The sequence below is a fragment of the Pseudomonas massiliensis genome (genome assembly GCF_000826105.1).
GTDB lineage: Bacteria > Pseudomonadota > Gammaproteobacteria > Pseudomonadales > Pseudomonadaceae > Aquipseudomonas > Aquipseudomonas massiliensis.
The window spans coordinates 315,775-333,526 of record NZ_CCYK01000005.1 but is presented as its reverse complement, the minus strand read 5'-3'; the positions used below and the strand labels follow the sequence as shown (position 1 = coordinate 333,526).

Annotated in this window: 19 protein-coding genes; 12 read left to right on the top strand and 7 right to left on the bottom strand. The window is 63.4% G+C overall.

The window, feature by feature from the left end; all coding sequences use genetic code 11:
* Nucleotides 1–171: 171 nt before the first annotated feature.
* The gene (gene cyaY, locus BN1188_RS04950; protein WP_040260273.1) at nt 172–504 is read left to right on the top strand and encodes an iron donor protein CyaY; all 333 of its coding nucleotides are present in this window, start codon (nt 172–174) and stop codon (nt 502–504) included.
* The gene (locus BN1188_RS04945) at nt 504–716 is read left to right on the top strand and encodes a DUF1289 domain-containing protein (protein ID WP_040260271.1); all 213 of its coding nucleotides are present in this window, start codon (nt 504–506) and stop codon (nt 714–716) included. The genes cyaY and BN1188_RS04945 overlap by 1 nt, the downstream gene beginning before the upstream one ends.
* On the opposite strand, the gene BN1188_RS04940 is transcribed toward BN1188_RS04945, so the two are convergent.
* From BN1188_RS04940 to argH, 4 genes are all read right to left on the bottom strand, one after another.
* Nucleotides 713–3,547 carry a class I adenylate cyclase gene (locus BN1188_RS04940; RefSeq protein WP_040260270.1) on the bottom strand — a complete coding sequence of 945 codons (2,835 nt, stop codon included), beginning with the start codon at nt 3,545–3,547 and terminating at the stop codon, nt 713–715. The genes BN1188_RS04945 and BN1188_RS04940 overlap by 4 nt on opposite strands.
* A 71-nt stretch (nt 3,548–3,618) precedes the next feature.
* Nucleotides 3,619–3,864: a TIGR02647 family protein gene (locus tag BN1188_RS04935; RefSeq protein ID WP_040260269.1), complete on the bottom strand. Its 246-nt coding sequence runs from the start codon at nt 3,862–3,864 to the stop codon at nt 3,619–3,621.
* Between the two features lie 73 nt (nt 3,865–3,937).
* A complete protein-coding gene (locus tag BN1188_RS04930) occupies nt 3,938–4,216 on the bottom strand; it encodes a hypothetical protein (protein ID WP_040260268.1) in 279 nt (92 codons plus the stop codon).
* Nucleotides 4,209–5,621, bottom strand: coding sequence for an argininosuccinate lyase (gene argH / locus BN1188_RS04925; protein ID WP_040260552.1), 1,413 nt, complete (start codon nt 5,619–5,621; stop codon nt 4,209–4,211). The genes BN1188_RS04930 and argH overlap by 8 nt, the downstream gene beginning before the upstream one ends.
* 436 nt (nt 5,622–6,057) lie before the next feature.
* Between argH and BN1188_RS04920 the strand changes: the two genes are divergently transcribed.
* The 7 genes from BN1188_RS04920 to BN1188_RS04895 all read left to right on the top strand — a co-directional run bounded on the left by BN1188_RS04920 (nt 6,058) and on the right by BN1188_RS04895 (nt 12,342).
* Nucleotides 6,058–6,804 carry a LytR/AlgR family response regulator transcription factor gene (locus BN1188_RS04920; protein ID WP_040260267.1) on the top strand — a complete coding sequence of 249 codons (747 nt, stop codon included), beginning with the start codon at nt 6,058–6,060 and terminating at the stop codon, nt 6,802–6,804.
* A gap of 104 nt (nt 6,805–6,908) precedes the next feature.
* Nucleotides 6,909–7,850, top strand: coding sequence for a hydroxymethylbilane synthase (hemC, locus tag BN1188_RS04915; RefSeq protein ID WP_040260551.1), 942 nt, complete (start codon nt 6,909–6,911; stop codon nt 7,848–7,850).
* Nucleotides 7,847–8,596 carry a uroporphyrinogen-III synthase gene (locus tag BN1188_RS21895; protein ID WP_232430902.1) on the top strand — a complete coding sequence of 250 codons (750 nt, stop codon included), beginning with the start codon at nt 7,847–7,849 and terminating at the stop codon, nt 8,594–8,596. Before hemC ends, BN1188_RS21895 begins: the two co-directional genes overlap by 4 nt.
* A 141-nt stretch (nt 8,597–8,737) precedes the next feature.
* Nucleotides 8,738–9,832, top strand: a complete 1,095-nt coding sequence (locus BN1188_RS21890; RefSeq protein WP_040260550.1) for a uroporphyrinogen-III C-methyltransferase — start codon at nt 8,738–8,740, stop codon at nt 9,830–9,832.
* Nucleotides 9,829–11,064 carry a heme biosynthesis HemY N-terminal domain-containing protein gene (locus tag BN1188_RS04905; protein WP_040260264.1) on the top strand — a complete coding sequence of 412 codons (1,236 nt, stop codon included), beginning with the start codon at nt 9,829–9,831 and terminating at the stop codon, nt 11,062–11,064. Before BN1188_RS21890 ends, BN1188_RS04905 begins: the two co-directional genes overlap by 4 nt.
* A 135-nt stretch (nt 11,065–11,199) precedes the next feature.
* Nucleotides 11,200–11,688 carry a disulfide bond formation protein B gene (locus BN1188_RS04900; RefSeq protein WP_052469157.1) on the top strand — a complete coding sequence of 163 codons (489 nt, stop codon included), beginning with the start codon at nt 11,200–11,202 and terminating at the stop codon, nt 11,686–11,688.
* Between the two features lie 180 nt (nt 11,689–11,868).
* On the top strand, nt 11,869–12,342 hold the full coding sequence (locus tag BN1188_RS04895) for an Rsd/AlgQ family anti-sigma factor (RefSeq protein WP_040260262.1): 474 nt from the start codon (nt 11,869–11,871) through the stop codon (nt 12,340–12,342).
* Nucleotides 12,343–12,363: 21 nt separating this feature from the next.
* Here BN1188_RS04895 and BN1188_RS04890 read toward each other — a convergent pair whose 3' ends face one another.
* Nucleotides 12,364–13,023 carry an FKBP-type peptidyl-prolyl cis-trans isomerase gene (locus BN1188_RS04890; RefSeq protein ID WP_040260261.1) on the bottom strand — a complete coding sequence of 220 codons (660 nt, stop codon included), beginning with the start codon at nt 13,021–13,023 and terminating at the stop codon, nt 12,364–12,366.
* Nucleotides 13,024–13,184: 161 nt separating this feature from the next.
* Here BN1188_RS04890 and BN1188_RS04885 point away from each other — a divergent pair, with 161 nt between their 5' ends.
* Nucleotides 13,185–13,943 (top strand): AlgP family protein, encoded by a 759-nt coding sequence (locus BN1188_RS04885; protein WP_040260548.1) that lies wholly within the window; start codon nt 13,185–13,187, stop codon nt 13,941–13,943.
* 25 nt (nt 13,944–13,968) lie between these two features.
* On the opposite strand, the gene BN1188_RS04880 is transcribed toward BN1188_RS04885, so the two are convergent.
* Nucleotides 13,969–14,409 (bottom strand): TIGR02444 family protein, encoded by a 441-nt coding sequence (locus BN1188_RS04880; protein ID WP_040260546.1) that lies wholly within the window; start codon nt 14,407–14,409, stop codon nt 13,969–13,971.
* Between the two features lie 49 nt (nt 14,410–14,458).
* Between BN1188_RS04880 and BN1188_RS04875 the strand changes: the two genes are divergently transcribed.
* Both BN1188_RS04875 and rhtB read left to right on the top strand, forming a co-directional pair.
* Nucleotides 14,459–16,369: an ATP-binding cassette domain-containing protein gene (locus tag BN1188_RS04875; protein WP_040260260.1), complete on the top strand. Its 1,911-nt coding sequence runs from the start codon at nt 14,459–14,461 to the stop codon at nt 16,367–16,369.
* Between the two features lie 63 nt (nt 16,370–16,432).
* The gene (gene rhtB / locus BN1188_RS04870) at nt 16,433–17,065 is read left to right on the top strand and encodes a homoserine/homoserine lactone efflux protein (RefSeq protein ID WP_040260258.1); all 633 of its coding nucleotides are present in this window, start codon (nt 16,433–16,435) and stop codon (nt 17,063–17,065) included.
* 48 nt (nt 17,066–17,113) lie between these two features.
* Here the strand turns inward: rhtB and BN1188_RS04865 are convergent, their stop codons facing one another.
* A complete protein-coding gene (locus BN1188_RS04865; RefSeq protein WP_040260257.1) occupies nt 17,114–17,716 on the bottom strand; it encodes a DedA family protein in 603 nt (200 codons plus the stop codon).
* Nucleotides 17,717–17,752: the final 36 nt, after the last annotated feature.

Here is a 17,752-nt window from a genome sequence, read left to right as displayed (position 1 = left end):
TCCTTCGAATAAACCGTCAGTTGCGCCCGAGTATACCGGCGAGGCGCGGTATTGCCTACGAAATGACCACCCCGCCGGGCGGGCGTCCCTGGCAGTGGATAGTCTTTGCATTCCACCGGTTGTGCTCGTATCGTGCCGCGTTGTTTGCCCGTCCGATATTCGAGGTTGCCGATGAGTTTGAGCGAAGCGCGTTTTCACGATCTGGTGGACGAGACCCAGCAGGCCCTGGATGTCCTGTTCGAAGACAGCGGCCTGGATGTGGATGTGGAAAATTCCGCGGGTATCCTGACTATCCGCTTCGACAACGGCACCCAACTGATCTTCAGCCGTCAGCCGCCGTTGCGTCAGCTTTGGCTTGCGGCGCGTTCGGGCGGATTCCACTTCGACTACGACGAAGAAAGCGGCAAGTGGATGTGTGACTCTACAGACGAGTTGCTTAACGAAATGCTGGTGCGGATCGTATTCGAACAGACAGGCGAAAAATTGGATTTCGAAGAGATCTGATGGCTGCCAAACCGCTTTACACCAATATCAGCAGCGTCGTGAAGTCACCCTGCGTCAGCCTGTGCAAGCTCGACGAGGCCCGCTATTGCCAAGGCTGCCACCGGCACGTGGAGCACATCCGCGAATGGCGGGCGGCCAGCGATGAGCGGCGTCGCGAAATCGTCGGCCTGGCCGAACAGCGCAAGGCCAGGCTGGCCCACGAGCACGGCTAGGCCCGCAGGGCTGCGTTGAGAGCTTCCTCGAGCGTGGCCTTGTAGCGCAGGTAAACGCTGCTGGCCAGGTTCTGCTCCCCGCCCAGGCCGGAAAGGTCCAGGTCGGTGATATAGCACCGATAGCCAGTGCTGTCCCGGCGCTGGCCGACGATGGCCCTGGCCACCTCGGTATACAGGCGGTCGCCATACTCCAGGTCGCTGAATTCCCGCTCGTTGCAAAACAGCGTCACCTGCGGCGGGCCCTCTGTCCGCTTCTTGAGGATGGCCTGTACCGCCAGGGAGTGGACGTCCTGATCCCCCTGGGGCGGGGTACGACGCTCCACCGAGCGAGGCTGGCCTGGCTGGCTGTTGACTCGGTAATACAGTGGGCCAAGCATGGACGGGCCATCCATCGCCAACCGGGCTTCGCGCCTGTAGGCCACTGATTGCAGGAACCGGTGCAAGGGTGACAGCAGGCTCGCTTCGTTATGGTAGGGCAGTTTGTAACGCCATAGCCCGTTGTATTCATCCAGTACATACAGGGTCGCCTCATTACCCTGGCGGCTGTAGAACACTTGTACGCAATCGGGATGCCCATAGGGCAGGATCAATGCCAGCTCGTGGCTTGCCAGGGCATAGGCGTCCAGATGCAAGGGACTGTATTGCCTGAGCGGGCGTGACAAGTAGTCCAGCAACACCGAGAGGTTGGGCAGGGGCACGTGCCGAACCTGCCCCGGCACCAGTTCCAGCACATGGTATTGCTGCTCCACCTGGATCAGGTAACGGTGGCCAAGCTGGCGTTCCAGCAACTCGACGGCGGTGTCGAACAATTCCTGCACACGGGTGCTGATGGCCTGGGCCCGGTTGTGGCAGAAGCAGCTTACCCGCAAGCTGGGGCCTGGACGGTTGCCGGGCAACGCATTCAGGTGGTCGCGCAGGCAGTCGAGCAGCGCATGTCGACCGTCGTAGCGTTGGTACAGCACTTCGTTCCAGCTGTTGAGCGTTATCTGGTCCAGGGTCAGCACCAGGTTGTCGCGCAGGCCCGCGTAGCTGAGCGAGTCGGTGCGCTCGGTGGTCATCAGGATGTTCAATTCCCGATGATGCTTGAGTGGGTCGACGCCTACGTTCACCAGCAGAAGCATCTCAGTGGGAACGCTAGGCTGTAACAGCACGGCCTCGCGGACCACCGGCAGCGGCAGCGGCATCAGGCGCTGCAAGGTGCCGAGCAGGTTGTACAGTTCGAATTCGGTCAGCTCCGAGTCGCCCGGATGAAGGGCCAGCCGGGTGGCGCTGGTGATGACCCCATTGCGGTGGCACCAGGTCAGCAGCTCGATCAGGTCCGGGCCGCGGCGCAAAGGCGTGTATTGCTCGCACTCGGTGCTGCTGTGGTTGCCCCGATACAGGTACCACAGCCGCTTGCCAGGCTCGCGCCGGTTGGGCCCTTGCAACAGGGTAAGGGTGTCTTCGGCCAGGTTCGGGGCAATCCCAGGGTTCAGGATTTCGATCTTGCCGCAGCGACGATCAAAGGCGGCATACAGGCGACGTCCGAGGACATTGAGGTCTTTGCGATTACCCTGGCTTTCGCTGGGTTGGGTACGGGCGAAGCGGGTAATGAAGCGATAGCTCGCGTTGAGTTCGCCCACCAGTGCCTGGCGTTCGCTGGCTACCTGGCCAAGCTTCCATTGGCTACGGCTGTCCAGCAGGCGCACTTGCCGCTCGCTCCAGCCCCATTCACTGGCCAGGCGCTGCATGGCCTGCAGACGCCAGTTCGAGGGGCGGCCAGGTCGGGCCTGGCTGACCTTGCGGTTGACCTTGAGGTACAGGCTGCGACGCACCAGTTCCAACCGGTCCAGGTCACCTTTGCCAAGCAGGTAGGCCTCGATGCGCCGGTACACCATCATGTAGGGGTCCAGCTCGTCCAGGTCGAGACGGCCCGCATAGATGGCTTGCTTGAGCTGGAGGCTGACGCACTCTACCGCCGGATGCTGGGCAGCATAGACTTCGATCAGCAATAGCTTGAGCAGGGACTTGTACGGGGACTCCAGGCCTTTGAACAGTTGCCAGAGGCTGGCGCCCACGTATTCCCTCGCTGGAATGCGTGAAAGGTTGCCCAGGTCGAGGACGTCCTGTTCACGAATGAAGCGCTTGCTTAGCAATGCCTCGGTGAAGGGTACATAACTGGCTTCCTGATACACAGGCACAAGCCACCAGAGCGGAGTGCGCCCGGCCAGCCAGATGGCGGAACGGTAGAATTCGTCAAGCAGCAGGTAGTGCTGAGTGGTGCCGCTGTCATCGGAGCTGAGCTGGTTGTCACGGTCTTCACGAACGAACCGCTGGCAATCGATCAGGAAAAAATGCGCTTCGGCCCCCTGGCTGGCTGCCCAGGCCTCGATGCCCCGGCATTTGCGTTGAAGCTCGTCCAGCGCCTCGCCGGGCAGATCAGGACCATGGCATACCCAGACGTCCATGTCGCTTCGCTCGTCCTGGGCCAGGCTGCCAAGGCTGCCCATCAGGAACAGGCCGAAGATCGGAGCCGGGGCATTGCCACGGCGGGCCTTGTAGGTGAACGAGCGCGTCAGCCGCTGGGCTTCGGCCAGCACCTCGTCGTCAGGTTCGTAAGCACTCACACCGGCCGGCGTGAAACCGGAAACATAGCCAGGCAAAAGCGGGTGATTGACGTGGAACAGCAGAGGCAAAAGCCGTAATACGGCCTGCTGTCGGGCGGCGAACCCTTCGCTTGCTCGCTCGAGGCGGCCCTGGTTGACCGTCAGGAAGCGCTGGCGCAATTGAGTCAGCACCTTGCGATCGATACCAGTGTCCAGATCCGGACGGATTTCAGGGCTGCGATTCATTTCAGGAAGGCCTGCCAGGCCGATAGGCGGGTATCCGGAGTATCGGCCGCAAGCATGGAAGCTTTAGGCCATCAGGCGTTTTCGGTCGCGCCCAGGATGGTCGCCAGGCCTTGGGCGTGCTCGGCCGCCTCCAGGCCAAGACTGGTGAGGTAGCCACCATCGGGCTGGGTGACCAGTTCCTTTTCATGCAACCGCCGGGCCGCGGCAATTGCCGAGGCGGTCGCGGTGTGGTGCACCTTGAGACCTTCCTGGGTGTTGGCCAGGTTGAACAACATCAGCAGTTCGAGTTCGGCGATCAGTTCCGGCGTGTAGGTCATGTGGCGGCCTCGCTTTTGTTTTGGGAACGGCGCCGCTGCCAGGCGGCGCCTTGAGGCCACTTCGACGTTGACTTCAGGCGTCTTCGTTCTCACCCGGAAGCGTGGGCAAGGCACGAAGCGCCTCTTCGTACCAGGCGCTGTCGAAGGGGCGGTCGGCCCTGAGCATGTTGTCGATTTCGATCGCCAGCACGTGGGCCATGAGCTTGAGAATATCGGCTTCTTCGTATCCCACCAGTTTCAACTTGTTAAAAGTTGCCTGGGCGGCGGGCGGCTCCCCGCTTTCCAACTGATTGCGGATAGCATCGGTCAGGGTAGCTTCGGCGAACGCTTCGTCGTCCATGTCTTCACTCATGATCCGCTCCCCGGCGTTGGGCCAGCAGCGCCTGGCCCCGAATAACCGCGGCCTGGACCTGAGCCGGGGCGGTACCGCCGATATGATCCCGGGCGTTGACCGAGCCTTCGAGGGTCAATACCTCGAATACGTCGGCGTCGATCTGGTCGCTGAAGCGACGTAGTTCATCCAGGCTCATCTCGGCCAGGTCCTTGCCGGTCTCCACCCCATGTTTCACCGCGTGGCCAACGATTTCGTGGCAGTCACGGAAAGGCAGCCCCCGGCGTACCAGGTAGTCGGCCAGGTCCGTGGCAGTGGAAAAACCGCGCAGGGCCGCTTCGCGCATCACCTGATGGCGCGGCTTGATGGCCGGGATCATGTCGGCGAAGGCCCGTAGGGAGTCGCGCAAGGTATCGGCCGCGTCGAACAGGGGTTCCTTGTCTTCCTGGTTGTCCTTGTTGTAAGCCAGGGGCTGACCTTTCATCAAGGTCAGCAGGCCAGTAAGGGCACCGAACACGCGGCCGCTCTTGCCTCTGACCAGCTCGGGCACGTCCGGGTTTTTCTTCTGCGGCATGATGGAGCTGCCCGTGCAGAAGCGATCCGGCAGGTCGATGAACTGGAACTGGGCGCTGGTCCAGAGCACCAGTTCCTCGGAGAAGCGGGACAGGTGCATCATGGCCAGGCTGGCGGCGGCGCAGAACTCGATGGCGAAGTCCCGATCCGATACGCCGTCCAGGGAGTTGCCGCCCACGGCTTCGAATCCCAGCAGCCGACAGGTGATTTCCCGGTCGATGGGGTAGGTGGTGCCTGCCAGCGCGGCGCTGCCCAACGGCATGCGGTTGGTGCGCTTGCGGCAGTCCACCAGGCGTTCATGGTCACGGCTGAGCATTTCGAACCAGGCCAGAAGGTGATGCCCGAAGGTCACCGGCTGCGCGGTTTGCAGATGAGTGAAGCCCGGCATGATGGTGCCGGCTTCGCGCTCGGCCACCTCCAGCAACCCCTTCTGCAAACGGGTGATCTCGCCCAGGATGGTATCGATCTCGTCACGCAGCCACAGGCGGATGTCCGTGGCTACCTGGTCGTTGCGGCTGCGCCCGGTGTGCAGCTTCTTGCCGGTCACACCGATGCGGTCGGTAAGCCGAGCCTCGATGTTCATGTGCACGTCTTCCAGGTCCACGCGCCAGTCGAAGTCACCGGCCTCGATCTCGCCCTGGATGGCCTCCAGCCCCTGGATGATGGCGTCACGCTCGGACGTGGTCAGCACTCCCACCTGAGCCAGCATGGTGGCGTGGGCGATCGACCCCATGATGTCGTGACGGTACAGGCGACGGTCGAAGGTGACCGAGGCGGTGAAGCGGGCGACGAAGGCGTCGACGGGTTCGCTGAAGCGGCCGCCCCAGGACTGGTTGGTCTTGTCGGTGCTCATGACTGGCTCGTTGGGTTCGAACGGAAAAATGGCGTCCATCATAACAGGGTTGCACCTGCCCGGCAGGGCTGGCGGCCTGGATATGAAGGGCGCCTGGGCATGGGCGGGCGTGATGCCGATTGAGCAATGTGCCGCCTGCGAACGTCTACAGTTGAAAGGGAAGCCGCTAGCGCGGCAAGGGCTGTGCGCGGTGGTCCAGCCTTGGGCCAGCCAGGCAAGTGACCGAAGGGAGAGTCCAATTGCGTCTCGATCATTGTGCGGCAGTATGTGGTCACTCGGCCGAATTGCCCGAAGGCAAAGGCCCGGGCGACAGATCGCTGTGGTCTAGGGCACTTTTCCATACGGCCACCAGTCTCAGCGAGGTACGCCGCTACGGCCGTCAGTTCACCTGTCTACGCTATTTATCCGCGAGACTTACGCAGGAATCCGGCACTCTATGAATGTCCTGATCGTTGATGACGAACCCATGGCCCGCGAGAAACTGAGCCGAATGGTCAGCGACCTCGAGGGGTATAGCGTCCTGGAGCCCGGTGCCGGTAGCGGCGAGGAAGCCCTGACGCTGATCGACAGCCTCAAGCCCGACGTGGTGCTGCTGGACATGCGCCTGCCCGGGCTCGATGGCTTGCAGGTAGCCGCTCGCCTATGCGAGCGCGATGCACCGCCAGCCGTGGTCTTTTGTACGGGCCAGGGGGAATTTGCCTCCACCGCCGTGGAAAACAACCTTGGGCGCTTCCTGCTCAAGCCCGTGAGTTCCGACAAGCTTTCCGACGCCCTCAAGCGAGCCGAGCGGCCCAACCGGGCAACCCTGGCCGCCTTGACCCGGCCGGCGGCGAGCAATGGGGCCGGGCCCCGCACCCATATCAGCGCGCGTACCCGCAAAGGCATCGAGCTGATTCCCCTGGAGCAGGTGATCTACTTCATCGCCGACCATAAATACGTGACCTTGCGCCACGAGAACGGCGAGGTCCTGTTGGACGAACCGCTCAAGGCGCTGGAAGATGAGTTCGGCGACCGCTTCGTTCGCATCCATCGCAACGCGCTGGTGGCCCGTGAGCGAATGGAGCGCTTGCAGCGCACACCGCTGGGCCACTTCCAGCTGTACGTGAAAGGGCTCAGTGGAGATGCCCTGACGGTAAGCCGTCGACATGTCGCAGGTGTGCGCAAGGAAATGCAGCAGCTGTAGGCGCAGCCCGGTCCTTGCCTATCTGGTCGATAGCGTACCCTGTGGGCCGGAGCTCAGGCTGAGCTGGTATCATCGTCGGTCTCTCGGCTTGGGTAATGGTCCACATGTTCGTTCGCACGGTTCGCATCGCCACGCGCAAGAGCGCGCTGGCACTCTGGCAGGCCAACTTCGTCAAGGCTCGCCTGGAACAGGCCCATCCGGGGCTGCAGGTCAGCCTGGTACCCATGGTGAGCCGCGGCGACAAGCTGCTCGATTCACCCCTGGCGAAAATCGGTGGCAAGGGCCTGTTCGTCAAGGAGCTCGAAACAGCACTGCTGGAAGACGAAGCCGACATCGCCGTGCACTCCATGAAAGACGTGCCCATGGATTTCCCCGAGGGGCTGGGCCTGTATTGCATTTGCGAACGCGAGGATCCTCGGGACGCTTTTGTGTCCAATCATTTCGGCAGCCTCGACGAGCTTCCCCAGGGCAGCGTCGTGGGTACCTCGAGCCTGCGTCGGCAGGCTCAACTGCTGGCGATGCGTCCCGACCTGCAAATCCGCTTCCTGCGAGGCAACGTCAATACCCGCCTGGCCAAGCTGGACGCCGGCGACTATGACGCGATCATCCTCGCGGCCGCCGGCTTGATCCGGCTGGGCCTGGAAGCACGCATCCGCGGCAGCCTGACCACTGAAGACTGCCTGCCAGCCGGAGGCCAGGGCGCGGTAGGTATCGAATGCCGCACCCACGATGCCGAACTGCAAGCCTTGCTTGCGCCTTTGCACCATGGCCCTACTGCAGTACGGGTGATTGCCGAGCGGGCCATGAACCGCCATCTCAACGGAGGGTGCCAGGTGCCTATCGCCGCCTACACGATCATCGAAGGTGATCAATTATGGCTGCGTGGGTTGGTGGGGCGGCCAGATGGCAGCCTGCTGTTGCGCGCCGAAGCTCGGGCCACCCAGGAGCACGCCGAAGCCCTGGGGCAGCAGGTGGCCGAGACGCTGCTCGAGCAAGGCGCTCAGGCGATCCTCGACGAAGTCTATGGCCAAGCGCCGTCTGCCTGATGGCCTGGCGATTGCTCTTGACCCGGCCGGCGGCTGAAGGCCGTCCGCTGGCCGAGGCCTTGGCCGAGCAGGGCTATTACGGGGCCCTCATGCCAATGCTTGAAATCCGGCCATTGACGCCTTTGCCTGTATTGAGGGTCCAGGCCTGGCAGGCACTCGATGCGGTGATCGTGGTCAGCAAGCCGGCCGCCCGGTTGTGCCTGCAAGGTCTGCCGCCCCGCGAGCAGCGGGTTGGGCTTCAGTGGTTCGCGGTTGGCCCGGCGACCGCCGCCGTTCTGCGTGAAGCGGGGCTCGATGCCCATTATTCAGCCCAGGGTGACGACAGCGAGGCATTATTGCGCTTGCCTGCGCTGGCGGCTGTCCTGGCCAGGCCTTGTCCGCGCATATTGATCATACGCGGCGAAGGCGGGCGCGACTGGTTGGCAGATCAACTTGGCGAGCGAGGCGCTCAGGTGGGGTACCTCGAACTGTACCGGCGTGGCGTTCCTGATTATGCTGCCAACGCTGTGGCCCAGCGGCTGCAAGCGGAACGCTTGAATGGCGTGGTGGTCAGCAGTGGTCAGGGGCTGGAACATTTGCACCGGCTCGCTGGCAGTGCATGGCCGGCATTGGCTGCCATGCCGCTGTTCGTACCCAGCGCGCGGGTAGCGGGCCTGGCCCACGGGCTCGGCTGTCATCGCCCGATCAATTGCGAAGGTGCGAGCACTGCCGCTCTGGTTGCCGCGTTGGCGGTCCACAGCCCGTGAACCCTGCTCTGAATAAAGGAAGACTACGTGAGCGATACTGTCCCGCCCCATGATCCGCAAGAGCCCGTTCGCAAGCCGGCGACCTCGCCGGTAAAGGACGCGGCCGGCGCTCCCCAGGGTAAGTCGGCAGTCGAGCCGCCGATTGCCCCCGCCAATGGAACAGCCAAGCCATCGGCCGGCAATCCACCACCGCGTTCGGCGCTGGAACGGCCGCGTGCTGGGCGCGGCCTTGCCGCGCTGGCCTTGCTGATCGCTGCGGGCGGGCTTGGTTTAGGAGGCTGGGCCGCCTGGCAGTTGCGTCAGCTCGACGCTAGCCAGCATCGGCAGGGCGCACAGGTCGAAACACTGGCCACGGCCAATCGCACCCTTGGGCAGCAGACGCAAGCCCTGGATGAGCGTCTTGCGCAGTTGCCTCCCGCCACCGAACTGGAAGAACGGCGGCGCTTGCTGGCTCAGCTCCAGGCCGACCAGCAGCGGCTTGGGCAGCGCCTGGAAACCGTGCTGGGCGCCAGCCGGCAGGACTGGCGCCTGGCCGAGGCCGAGCACCTGGTGCGCCTGGCAAGTCTTCGCTTGTCGGCCCTGCAGGACATAAACAGCGCTCGGGCCCTGTTGCAGGGGGCCGATGACATTCTACGTGAGCAGGACGACCCCAACGCCTTCGCGGCGCGGGAACAGCTGGCACGCAGCCTGGCGGCATTGCAGGCTACCGAGCAACCGGATCGTACAGGCCTGTTCCTTCAGTTGGCTGCCTTGCGTGAGCAGGCGACGCAGCTTTCCGCACTGGCGCCGCAGTTCGAGGCCGATCGCGTGGCCGCCGGCATGGCCGCCGATGATAGTACGCTTCACTGGCGTCAGTGGTGGGCCCGCATATCCAGCTTCTTCCGCATTGATTTCAACCCGGACGCCAGTGTTCGTCCGCTGCTGGCCGGGCAGAGCCTGGGTCAGGTGCGCCTGGCGCTCGGCTTGGCCCTGGAGCAGGCCCAGTGGGCGGCCTTGAACGGTGAGCAGGCTGTGTTCAAGCAAGCGCTGGATCAGGCTCGGGACGTACTGACTACCGATTTCAATCAGGACAATACCCAGGCGCAGGCCCTGCTTGCCCGGTTGAACGAGCTGGCGGGTAGCCGTGTGACCGTACAAACCCCCGACCTGGCTGGGAGCCTGTCGGCCCTCCAGGGCTATATCACGCGTCGCCATCAGGCAAATGGCGCTCCGGCGGAACAGGAGCGGCATCCATGAAGCGCTTGTACTTGGGGCTGTTCCTTACCATCGCCCTGGCTTTGGTGATCGGCCTGGGGGTTTCGCTGAGCCCGGGCTATGTATTGGTCGACTATCCTCACGTCTTTCGCTATGAGTCAGGACTCTGGACCACGCTTGCCGCCCTGGTGGCGCTGGCATTGGCCATCTTCCTGCTAGCCGGGCTGGCACGTCTTCTGCTGACGTCCGGTCGGCTGGTCAACCCATGGTCCGGCCGCAATCGTCGTCGCCGGCTGCAGGACGCCATCGCGCGCGGGCAGGTGGACCTGGCCGAAGGGCGTTGGGCCAGCGCCCATAAGCACCTCAAGCTGGCCGCTGAAGGCGAGCGTTACCCTCTGTTCTACTACCTGGGTGCTGCCCGCGCCGCCAATGAGCAAGGGCTCCACGAGGAAAGTGACCGCCTGCTCGAGCGTGCCCTGGAGCGACAGCCCAAGGCAGAGCTGGCCATTGCCCTGAGTCATGCGCAATTTCAGGCAGAACGGGGCGATGGTGCCGGCGCGCTTGAGACCCTCAGCGTCATGCACGAGCGTTACCCCGGCAATCGTCAGGTCCTGCGGCAACTGGCCGGTCTTTGTGCGCAACGAGAACAATGGTCGCAATTGACCCGCTTGGTGCCTGAACTGCGCAAGCACAAGGTCATGACCGGCGAGGAGCTCGCCAGCCTGGAGGCCCGAGCCGTGGGGCAGCGCTTGTTGCAGGGCGAACTCGAAGGCGAGGGCGGCGACGAGCAGGCGCTGGACCGCGCCTGGCAACAGCTCAGCGCCGGCCAGCGGCAAGAGGCGCCTCTGGTGCTCAGCTATGCCGAGCGGCTACGCCGGCTGGGTGCCTCCGCCAAGGCTGAAGAAGTAGTCAGGGGAGCCCTTAAGCGGCAATACGATAGCCATCTGGCGCGTCAGTATGGCTTGCTGATGGGACATGAACCTGCCAAGTCATTGGCTTTTGCCGAAGGGCTGCTCAAGGCGCATCCGCAAGATCCGGCGTTGCTGCTGACCCTGGGCCGCATCAGTTTGCAGAACCGGCTATGGGGCAAGGCACGGGACTATTTCGAAACAAGCCTCAAGTACCAGCGCAACCCCGAAGCCTGTGCCGAACTGGCGCGCCTGTTGGCCCAGCTGGGAGACACGGCGCGCAGCAATGCGTTGTTCCAGGAGGGCCTCGGCTTGCTGGATGAGCGTCTCCTGGCCTTGCCGCTGCCGGAGCCAGGGCGGGCCTGAAGAGTCGCCCACAACGCCGCTGGTCAGCCTTTGCACAGCGGCGTTTTTCAGATTGTTTCTTGCCTGCGTTGCCTTGAAAGCGCTTTGGCCTTTCCACTACCGTTGCTGTCTGTCTATCGCGTACCTGGATCGTCCATGCCCATGGCCCGTTCGCGTCATCTGTTTGTGTTGGCGTTCGTTGTGGCCTCGCTGGCACTAGGTGCGACGGCCTATCTAACTCGGACGGTAATCCTGCCGGCATGCTCCCTGCGTGCCTTGCAGGAAGGCTGCCTGGTCGCGGTGGCTTTCGTCTGCGCATCGGCGTGGCTTCACCAGCCTGAGCGATCAGGTCGTCGGGTCTACGCGAGCTTCAACATGGTACCTATCGCCGTGGGTGTCGCCGCTTCGCTTCGCCAGCTCTGGTGGCAATCCCGATCACCCGCGAGCGACACGCTGTGTACGGCGAACCTTTTCGATGCGCACCAGTCTGAGGCTCTGCTTCAGGCCCTCAAGCTGTTCATCTCGGGAGCGCCCGGTTGCGCCGCCATCAATTGGACGCTGTCGGGCCTGAGCCTGCCTGAATGGAGCCTGCTGGTGTTCACGGGTTTAGGCCTGATTACGCTGGGTCAGCTTATTCAGCGTTGAACGCCCTCATTCAGGTAAACACGTGTATAACACCCTAAGCCCATGTCGCGCGGCAGGGCTGCAATAACGTACCGGATCGTGGCCCTTTGCTACGCCGGATGGGACGTAAAGTGCGAGTTCACTGGCCATTGGCTGGTTTGCGTTCCGTCTTCAACGTGAACCTCAAGGGAAGATCAGACCATGCTGGAAAGTTGTCAGAATGCGCAGGAACGTTGGGGCGGGGTTCACCTGATCATCGATCGCTGGCTGCAGGACCGCCAGAGCCTTATCGTTGCTTTCGCGGCGATCGAAGAGGCTTCCGAGGAAGGCCGGTTACGGCGCTCGGGGCTCCAGGATTTCTGTGGCCTACTGGTGGACTACGTCTCGGCGGGGCATTTCGGTGTCTACGAGCAACTGACCCAGGAAGCCAAGGCCTTCGGCGACGACCGTGGGCTGGAACTGGCGGAGCAGATCTGCCCGCGTCTCGAGGCGCTTACCCAGGGCTGCCTGAAATTCAACGATCATTGCGACAAGGGTGACTGCTCGGACTTCGCCGACCTCTCGGCGCGGCTCAAGGAACTCGGGGGCATTCTTCATGAGCGTTTCGAACTGGAAGACTGCCTTATCGAAGTGTTGCATACCGCCCATCGTGAGGAAGCCGCGCAAGTCGTCTGACGCGGCCCGCTCGCCTGATTGTCAGTCCGCGAAATCGCGCAGCTCGATCTCGAACACCAGTGGAGTGTAAGGCGGGATGAGTTCGCCGGCCCCATCGGCGCCGTAGGCTTGGTCCGACGGAACCACCACGCGCCAGCGGGCCCCCTTGGGCATCTGTTGCAAGGCCACCTTCCAGCCATCGATCACACTGTCCAGGCGAAACCACTGGGGTTGGTCGTTCTGGTCGAATACCGTACCGTCGGGAAGCTGGCCCACATAGCTGACTTCCACCCTTGAATTGGCCGAGGGCTTTTCTCCCTGTCCAGGGCCAAGCTCAGTGTAGAGAACCCCGCCAGGTAGCTCCCGAACACCATATTTGGCTCGCTCGGTGGCCATGAACCGGTGCTCGGCCGCCAGGGCTGCTTCCACGTTGGAGCTCGCGCCCTGGCCGCTGGCGCTAGCCTCGTGTTGCGCCAGTATGGCCCGGATGCGGGCTTCATCCAGCGCCAGGGGCTGGCCCCGATAGGACTGACGCAGGCCTTCGATCAGCGCTTCGATATCCAGTCCAGGCTCATCTTCACGCAGGCGTTCACCAATGCTGGCGCCCAGGCTGTAGCCAAGCTCATGAGCGGCAGGTGCGGCGTCCTGGGCCAGGGCAAGGGGCGATAGCAGGCACAGCGAGAGCAACAGGCGACGCGGCATGGGCATGGGCTCCTGGAGGAAGCGAGGATTATCCACCGTGATGCCCTCTGCTTTCAAACCTGCGTCCCAGCAAGGGCGCTGAATATAAAATACCGCCGCGCTTGCTGACGGCGAGGGTGCTCTCGCATAACATGAAAGACCAACCCGCGAGGAGGACCATCATGTCGGCTAAAAAGAAGCCTGTAAGTACACCGTTGCACCTGCTTCAGCAATTGACCGGTAGCTTGCTCGATCACTTCGAGCAAGCGTGTGCCCAGGCTCTGACCGATGCCGAAAAAATGCTCGCCAAGCTGGAAAAGCAGCGTGTGAAAGCGCAGGACAAGCTTCACAAGCACCGTGCGCGAATCGATGCGGCTGCCAGTGCCGGCAAGGCCAAGGCACAGGCCAAGGCGCGCGCCAGCGTGGAAGCCCTGGAAGGCGCCCTTGACGAACTCCAGCGGCGCCAGGGTGAAACCCGTCAGTACATCGGCCAACTCAAGGATGACATCCAGGCCAGCCTGGCGCTGGTACAGGGTGTGGGCAAAGTGCGCGAAGCGGTCGGCAAGGCCTTGGATCAACGCGGTACGGCTAGCGCAACGCCAGGCGTCAAGACCTCGCGCAAGCCTGCCGGCGCCAAGCCGCACGTTGCCAAGCCAGTCGCGGCTCGGGCTGCCGCCAAGCCAGCGACTTCGCGCAAGGCGGCCACGACTCCGGTAAGTGCGGTGGCAAGCATTCTGGACCCTCAGGCCAAGCCCGCAGCAACACCACGCAAGCCGCCTCTGCGCAAGGCCGTCCTGGCCAAGGCGGTCGAGCAGGCCGAAGAAGGCGCCGCACAGCCCGCGCCCAAGCGTGCCCCACGCAAACCACGCGCCAATGCGGCAGCCAAGAGCACTGCCCCCAGCTCGGCGCCTGGCGCGGGTACCCCTGCAAGCGGTTCCTGAACGGCCAAGCCGCCGTGCCCTGAACTCAAGCCAGCGCGGCTTGCAAGGTGGCGCTGGCCTGGCCCTCCTGAAGGGCCCAATCAAGCCAGCCAGCGCCGCTACCCGCGAGACATGGCCAACGGCAAGCCTGCGCCTGCAAGCGCTCCAGCAGCGCTCGTTCGGCATCCAGTTCAAGTGCTTTTATCGAGGCCCTGAGCGCCCGCAGGGTTTCGTCTTCCATGGCGGCCGGCTTCCACTGTTGTCGCAGCGTGCGTAACGGCATGACTACCGTTTCAGTCCAGGGCAGAGCTATTTCTGCGAGGGCCTCGGCCCGACCGGCCGTCCAGGCCACGCCGCGTCGTTCCAGCCAATGGGCGCAAAGCACCAGGCAGACATTGCTTCCCGCCTCCTGAGCCGCCAGGCAGGCGGCCTCGACACCAGGCCGTGCGTAGAGCTCACATGCATGTCGCCATAGATCGTCCTGCATCAAGCCCCCACGCCACGGCTTCGCGAAGCTGATAAACTCCGCCGCCATTATGATCCGAATCCAAGACCTCACTTTACAGCGTGGCCCACAGCGTCTGCTAGAAGGCGCCGAGCTCACGCTCCATGCCGGCCAGAAAGCTGGCCTGATCGGTGCCAATGGCGCCGGAAAGTCAAGCCTGTTCGCGCTGCTGCGCGGCGAACTGGTGCCTGACGCCGGCTCCTGCCAACTGCCGCCGGATTGGCGCATCGCCCATATGCGCCAGGAGGTGGACACCCTCACGCGCATTGCTGTCGACTACGTGCTCGATGGGGATCAGCACCTGCGGCGTATCGAGGCTGACCTGTCAGCGGCCGAGGCCTCCCAGGATGGGGTTGCCCTGGGCCGGTTACATGCCGAACTGGACGCGGCCGACGGCTACACGGCGCAGGCGCGAGCGCGCAAGCTGCTGGCGGGGCTGGGCTTCAGCAATGCCCAGATGGACTTGCCAGTAGGCGACTTCTCAGGTGGGTGGCGCATGCGTCTGAACCTGGCACAGGCCTTGATGTGCCCTTCGGACCTGCTATTGCTCGATGAGCCGACAAACCACCTGGACCTGGACGCTATCCTGTGGCTTGAAGAGTGGCTCAAGGGCTACCCTGGTACCTTGCTGCTCATTTCTCACGATCGGGACTTCCTCGACGCGGTGGTCGACCATATCGCCCATGTAGACACGCGCAAGCTGGTGCTTTACCGCGGCGGCTACAGCGCCTTCGAGCGAGCCCGCGCTGAGCGCCTTGCTCAGCAACAGCAGGCGTACGAGAAGCAGCAGGCGCGGCGCGAGCATATGGAAAAATACATCGCTCGCTTCAAGGCGCAGGCGACCAAGGCTCGACAGGCGCAAAGCCGGATCAAGGCACTGGAGCGGATGGAAGAGATCTCCGCCGCCCATGTGGACTCGCCGTTCGAGTTCGTGTTCCGAGAAGCCCACAAGCTGTCCAGCCCGCTGCTGGACTTGTCGGAAGCCCGCCTGGGCTATGGCAGCAAGGTGATTCTGGACAAGGTCAAGCTGCAGTTGACCCCGGGCGCCCGGATTGGCCTGCTGGGCCCCAATGGCGCGGGCAAGTCCACGCTTATCAAGAATCTGGCGGGCGAACTCGAGCCTCTTGGTGGGACGCTGCGACGAGGGGAAAACCTGGAAGTAGGGTATTTCGCCCAGCACCAGCTCGATTCCCTTGATGGGAAAGCCAGCCCCTTGCTGCATATGCAGCGTCTGGCACCGACGGAGCGGGAGCAGACCCTCAAGGACTTCCTCGGCGGCTTCGACTTCCGCGGCGCGCGCGTCGATGAACCCGTACTGAATTTCTCCGGCGGGGAAAAAGCTCGGCTCGCTCTGGCGCTCATCGCCTGGGGCCGGCCGAACCTGCTGTTGCTCGACGAGCCCACCAACCACCTGGACCTGGAAATGCGCCTGGCCTTGACCATGGCCCTGCAGGAGTTCGGTGGTGCGGTGCTGGTAGTGTCCCACGACCGGCATCTGCTCAAGAGCACCACGGATAATTTCCTGCTGGTTGCCGATGGCAAGGTCGAACCCTTCGATGGCGATCTGGACGATTACGCCAAATGGCTTGTGGACTATCGTCAGCGCAACGCCCCTGTAGCGGCGCCTGCTTCGGGTGAACGTACCGACAAGAAGACACAGCGCCAGGCCGCTGCCGCGCTGCGCCAGCAGTTGGCGCCTCACAAGCGCGAGGCCGAGCGCCTGGAAGCTGCCCTGGGCAAGGTCCATGAATCCCTGGCCCAGATCGAGTCACGCCTGGCTGATAGCGAGCTTTACGACAGTGCCCGCAAGGACGAGCTACGTGATTTGCTGGCTCGCCAGGCGGCACTCAAGAGCGAGGAGGGCGCCTTGGAGGAGGCTTGGATGGAAGCCCTCGAGCTGCTCGAAAACCTGCAGGCGGAACTGGAAAACCTGAGTGCCTGAACCTGGATAGCAACGCTACGTTTTATCCAGTAACGTAGCCACTCAGTTCTCGGAGACACGAACATGGCGTGGCATACATGGCTGGCATTTCTCGTCGCAAGCTGGGTGATCAGCCTATCCCCAGGGGCGGGGGCCATAGCCTCCATGTCGTCCGGCCTGCGCTACGGCTTCGCCCGTGGCTATTGGAACGCCCTGGGCCTACAGCTGGGGCTGGCCTTGCAGATCGCGATCGTGGCCGCCGGTGTGGGCGCGATACTGGCCACCTCCGCCATGGCGTTCACCTTGATCAAGTGGTTCGGCGTGGCCTACCTGCTGTATCTGGCAGTGCGTCAGTGGCGCGCCGCGCCTATGGATATGAGCGACGCCGCCGCCGCGCCGGAGGGCGCAAGCCGGGCTGGCCTGGTCTTTCGGGGCTTGCTGGTCAACGTGAGCAACCCCAAGGCGCTGGTGTTCATGCTGGCGGTACTGCCGCAGTTCATCGACCCCGGCGCACCCTTGCTCATTCAATACCTGATCATCGGCGCCACCATGGTCAGCGTGGACCTGATCGTCATGGCCGGCTACACCGGCCTCGCCTCGCGAGTGCTACGGCTACTTCGCAGTCCACGTCAGCAGCGTCGTCTCAACCGTACCTTCGCAGGGTTGTTCGTCGGTGCCGCCACCCTGTTAGCGAGCCTGCGCAGAGCACCGCTCTAGCGAGCCGGCAAAGCAGCTTCAGCGGCCATCCCAGTGATGGTTGTGCCCCTAATGTGATGGCGGCTCTTGAAGCTTGCCGGCTTCTTCAGCCTTGCGGGCGATGCGCGCGGCCTTGATGCGGCGGCTGACCCAGAGCAGCACGCCCAGGAGCAGTAGCCCGCCCAGCACCCACAGCTCGTACTTCTTCACGTTACCCAGCAGCCCTTGCAACACCGCGCCGAAGTGGTACGCCGCCTGGCCGAGGGCGATGGCCCAGATCATCGCGCCTATGCCGTTGAGCAGCAGGTAGCGCCGGGGCGGGTAGCCGGAAAGGCCGATGGCTACTGGCATGACGGTGCGCAGGCCATAGACGAAGCGGAAGGAGAGCACCCACAGGTCCGGATGCTTGCGGATGTGCTCCAGGGCACGGTCGCCCATGGTCTGCCAGCGAGGCTTGCGGGCGAGCAGGCGGCGGCCGTGACGCCGGCCGAGGAAGTACCACAGCTGGTCGCCGGCGTAGCTGCCGAGGAAGGCCACCAGCATCACCACATTGATGTCCATGTAGCCGCGGAACGCAAGGAACCCCGCGAGCACCAGGATGGTTTCGCCTTCGAAGAAGGTCCCCAGGAACAGGGCCAGGTAACCGAAATCGTTTAGAAATTGTTGGAGCATTTTGAAGATGCTGGCGAAGTGAACGCGCAGCCTAAC

Coding starts and splice junctions, on each gene's coding strand:
- cyaY (WP_040260273.1), top strand. CDS start 172: ATGAGTTTGAGCGAAGCGCGTTTTCACGATCTGGTGGACGAGACCCAG.
- BN1188_RS04945 (WP_040260271.1), top strand. CDS start 504: ATGGCTGCCAAACCGCTTTACACCAATATCAGCAGCGTCGTGAAGTCA.
- BN1188_RS04940 (WP_040260270.1), bottom strand. CDS start 3,547: ATGAATCGCAGCCCTGAAATCCGTCCGGATCTGGACACTGGTATCGAT.
- BN1188_RS04935 (WP_040260269.1), bottom strand. CDS start 3,864: ATGACCTACACGCCGGAACTGATCGCCGAACTCGAACTGCTGATGTTG.
- BN1188_RS04930 (WP_040260268.1), bottom strand. CDS start 4,216: ATGAGTGAAGACATGGACGACGAAGCGTTCGCCGAAGCTACCCTGACC.
- argH (WP_040260552.1), bottom strand. CDS start 5,621: ATGAGCACCGACAAGACCAACCAGTCCTGGGGCGGCCGCTTCAGCGAA.
- BN1188_RS04920 (WP_040260267.1), top strand. CDS start 6,058: ATGAATGTCCTGATCGTTGATGACGAACCCATGGCCCGCGAGAAACTG.
- hemC (WP_040260551.1), top strand. CDS start 6,909: ATGTTCGTTCGCACGGTTCGCATCGCCACGCGCAAGAGCGCGCTGGCA.
- BN1188_RS04905 (WP_040260264.1), top strand. CDS start 9,829: ATGAAGCGCTTGTACTTGGGGCTGTTCCTTACCATCGCCCTGGCTTTG.
- BN1188_RS04900 (WP_052469157.1), top strand. CDS start 11,200: ATGCCCATGGCCCGTTCGCGTCATCTGTTTGTGTTGGCGTTCGTTGTG.
- BN1188_RS04895 (WP_040260262.1), top strand. CDS start 11,869: ATGCTGGAAAGTTGTCAGAATGCGCAGGAACGTTGGGGCGGGGTTCAC.
- BN1188_RS04890 (WP_040260261.1), bottom strand. CDS start 13,023: ATGCCGCGTCGCCTGTTGCTCTCGCTGTGCCTGCTATCGCCCCTTGCC.
- BN1188_RS04885 (WP_040260548.1), top strand. CDS start 13,185: ATGTCGGCTAAAAAGAAGCCTGTAAGTACACCGTTGCACCTGCTTCAG.
- BN1188_RS04880 (WP_040260546.1), bottom strand. CDS start 14,409: ATGCAGGACGATCTATGGCGACATGCATGTGAGCTCTACGCACGGCCT.
- BN1188_RS04875 (WP_040260260.1), top strand. CDS start 14,459: ATGATCCGAATCCAAGACCTCACTTTACAGCGTGGCCCACAGCGTCTG.
- rhtB (WP_040260258.1), top strand. CDS start 16,433: ATGGCGTGGCATACATGGCTGGCATTTCTCGTCGCAAGCTGGGTGATC.
- BN1188_RS04865 (WP_040260257.1), bottom strand. CDS start 17,716: ATGCTCCAACAATTTCTAAACGATTTCGGTTACCTGGCCCTGTTCCTG.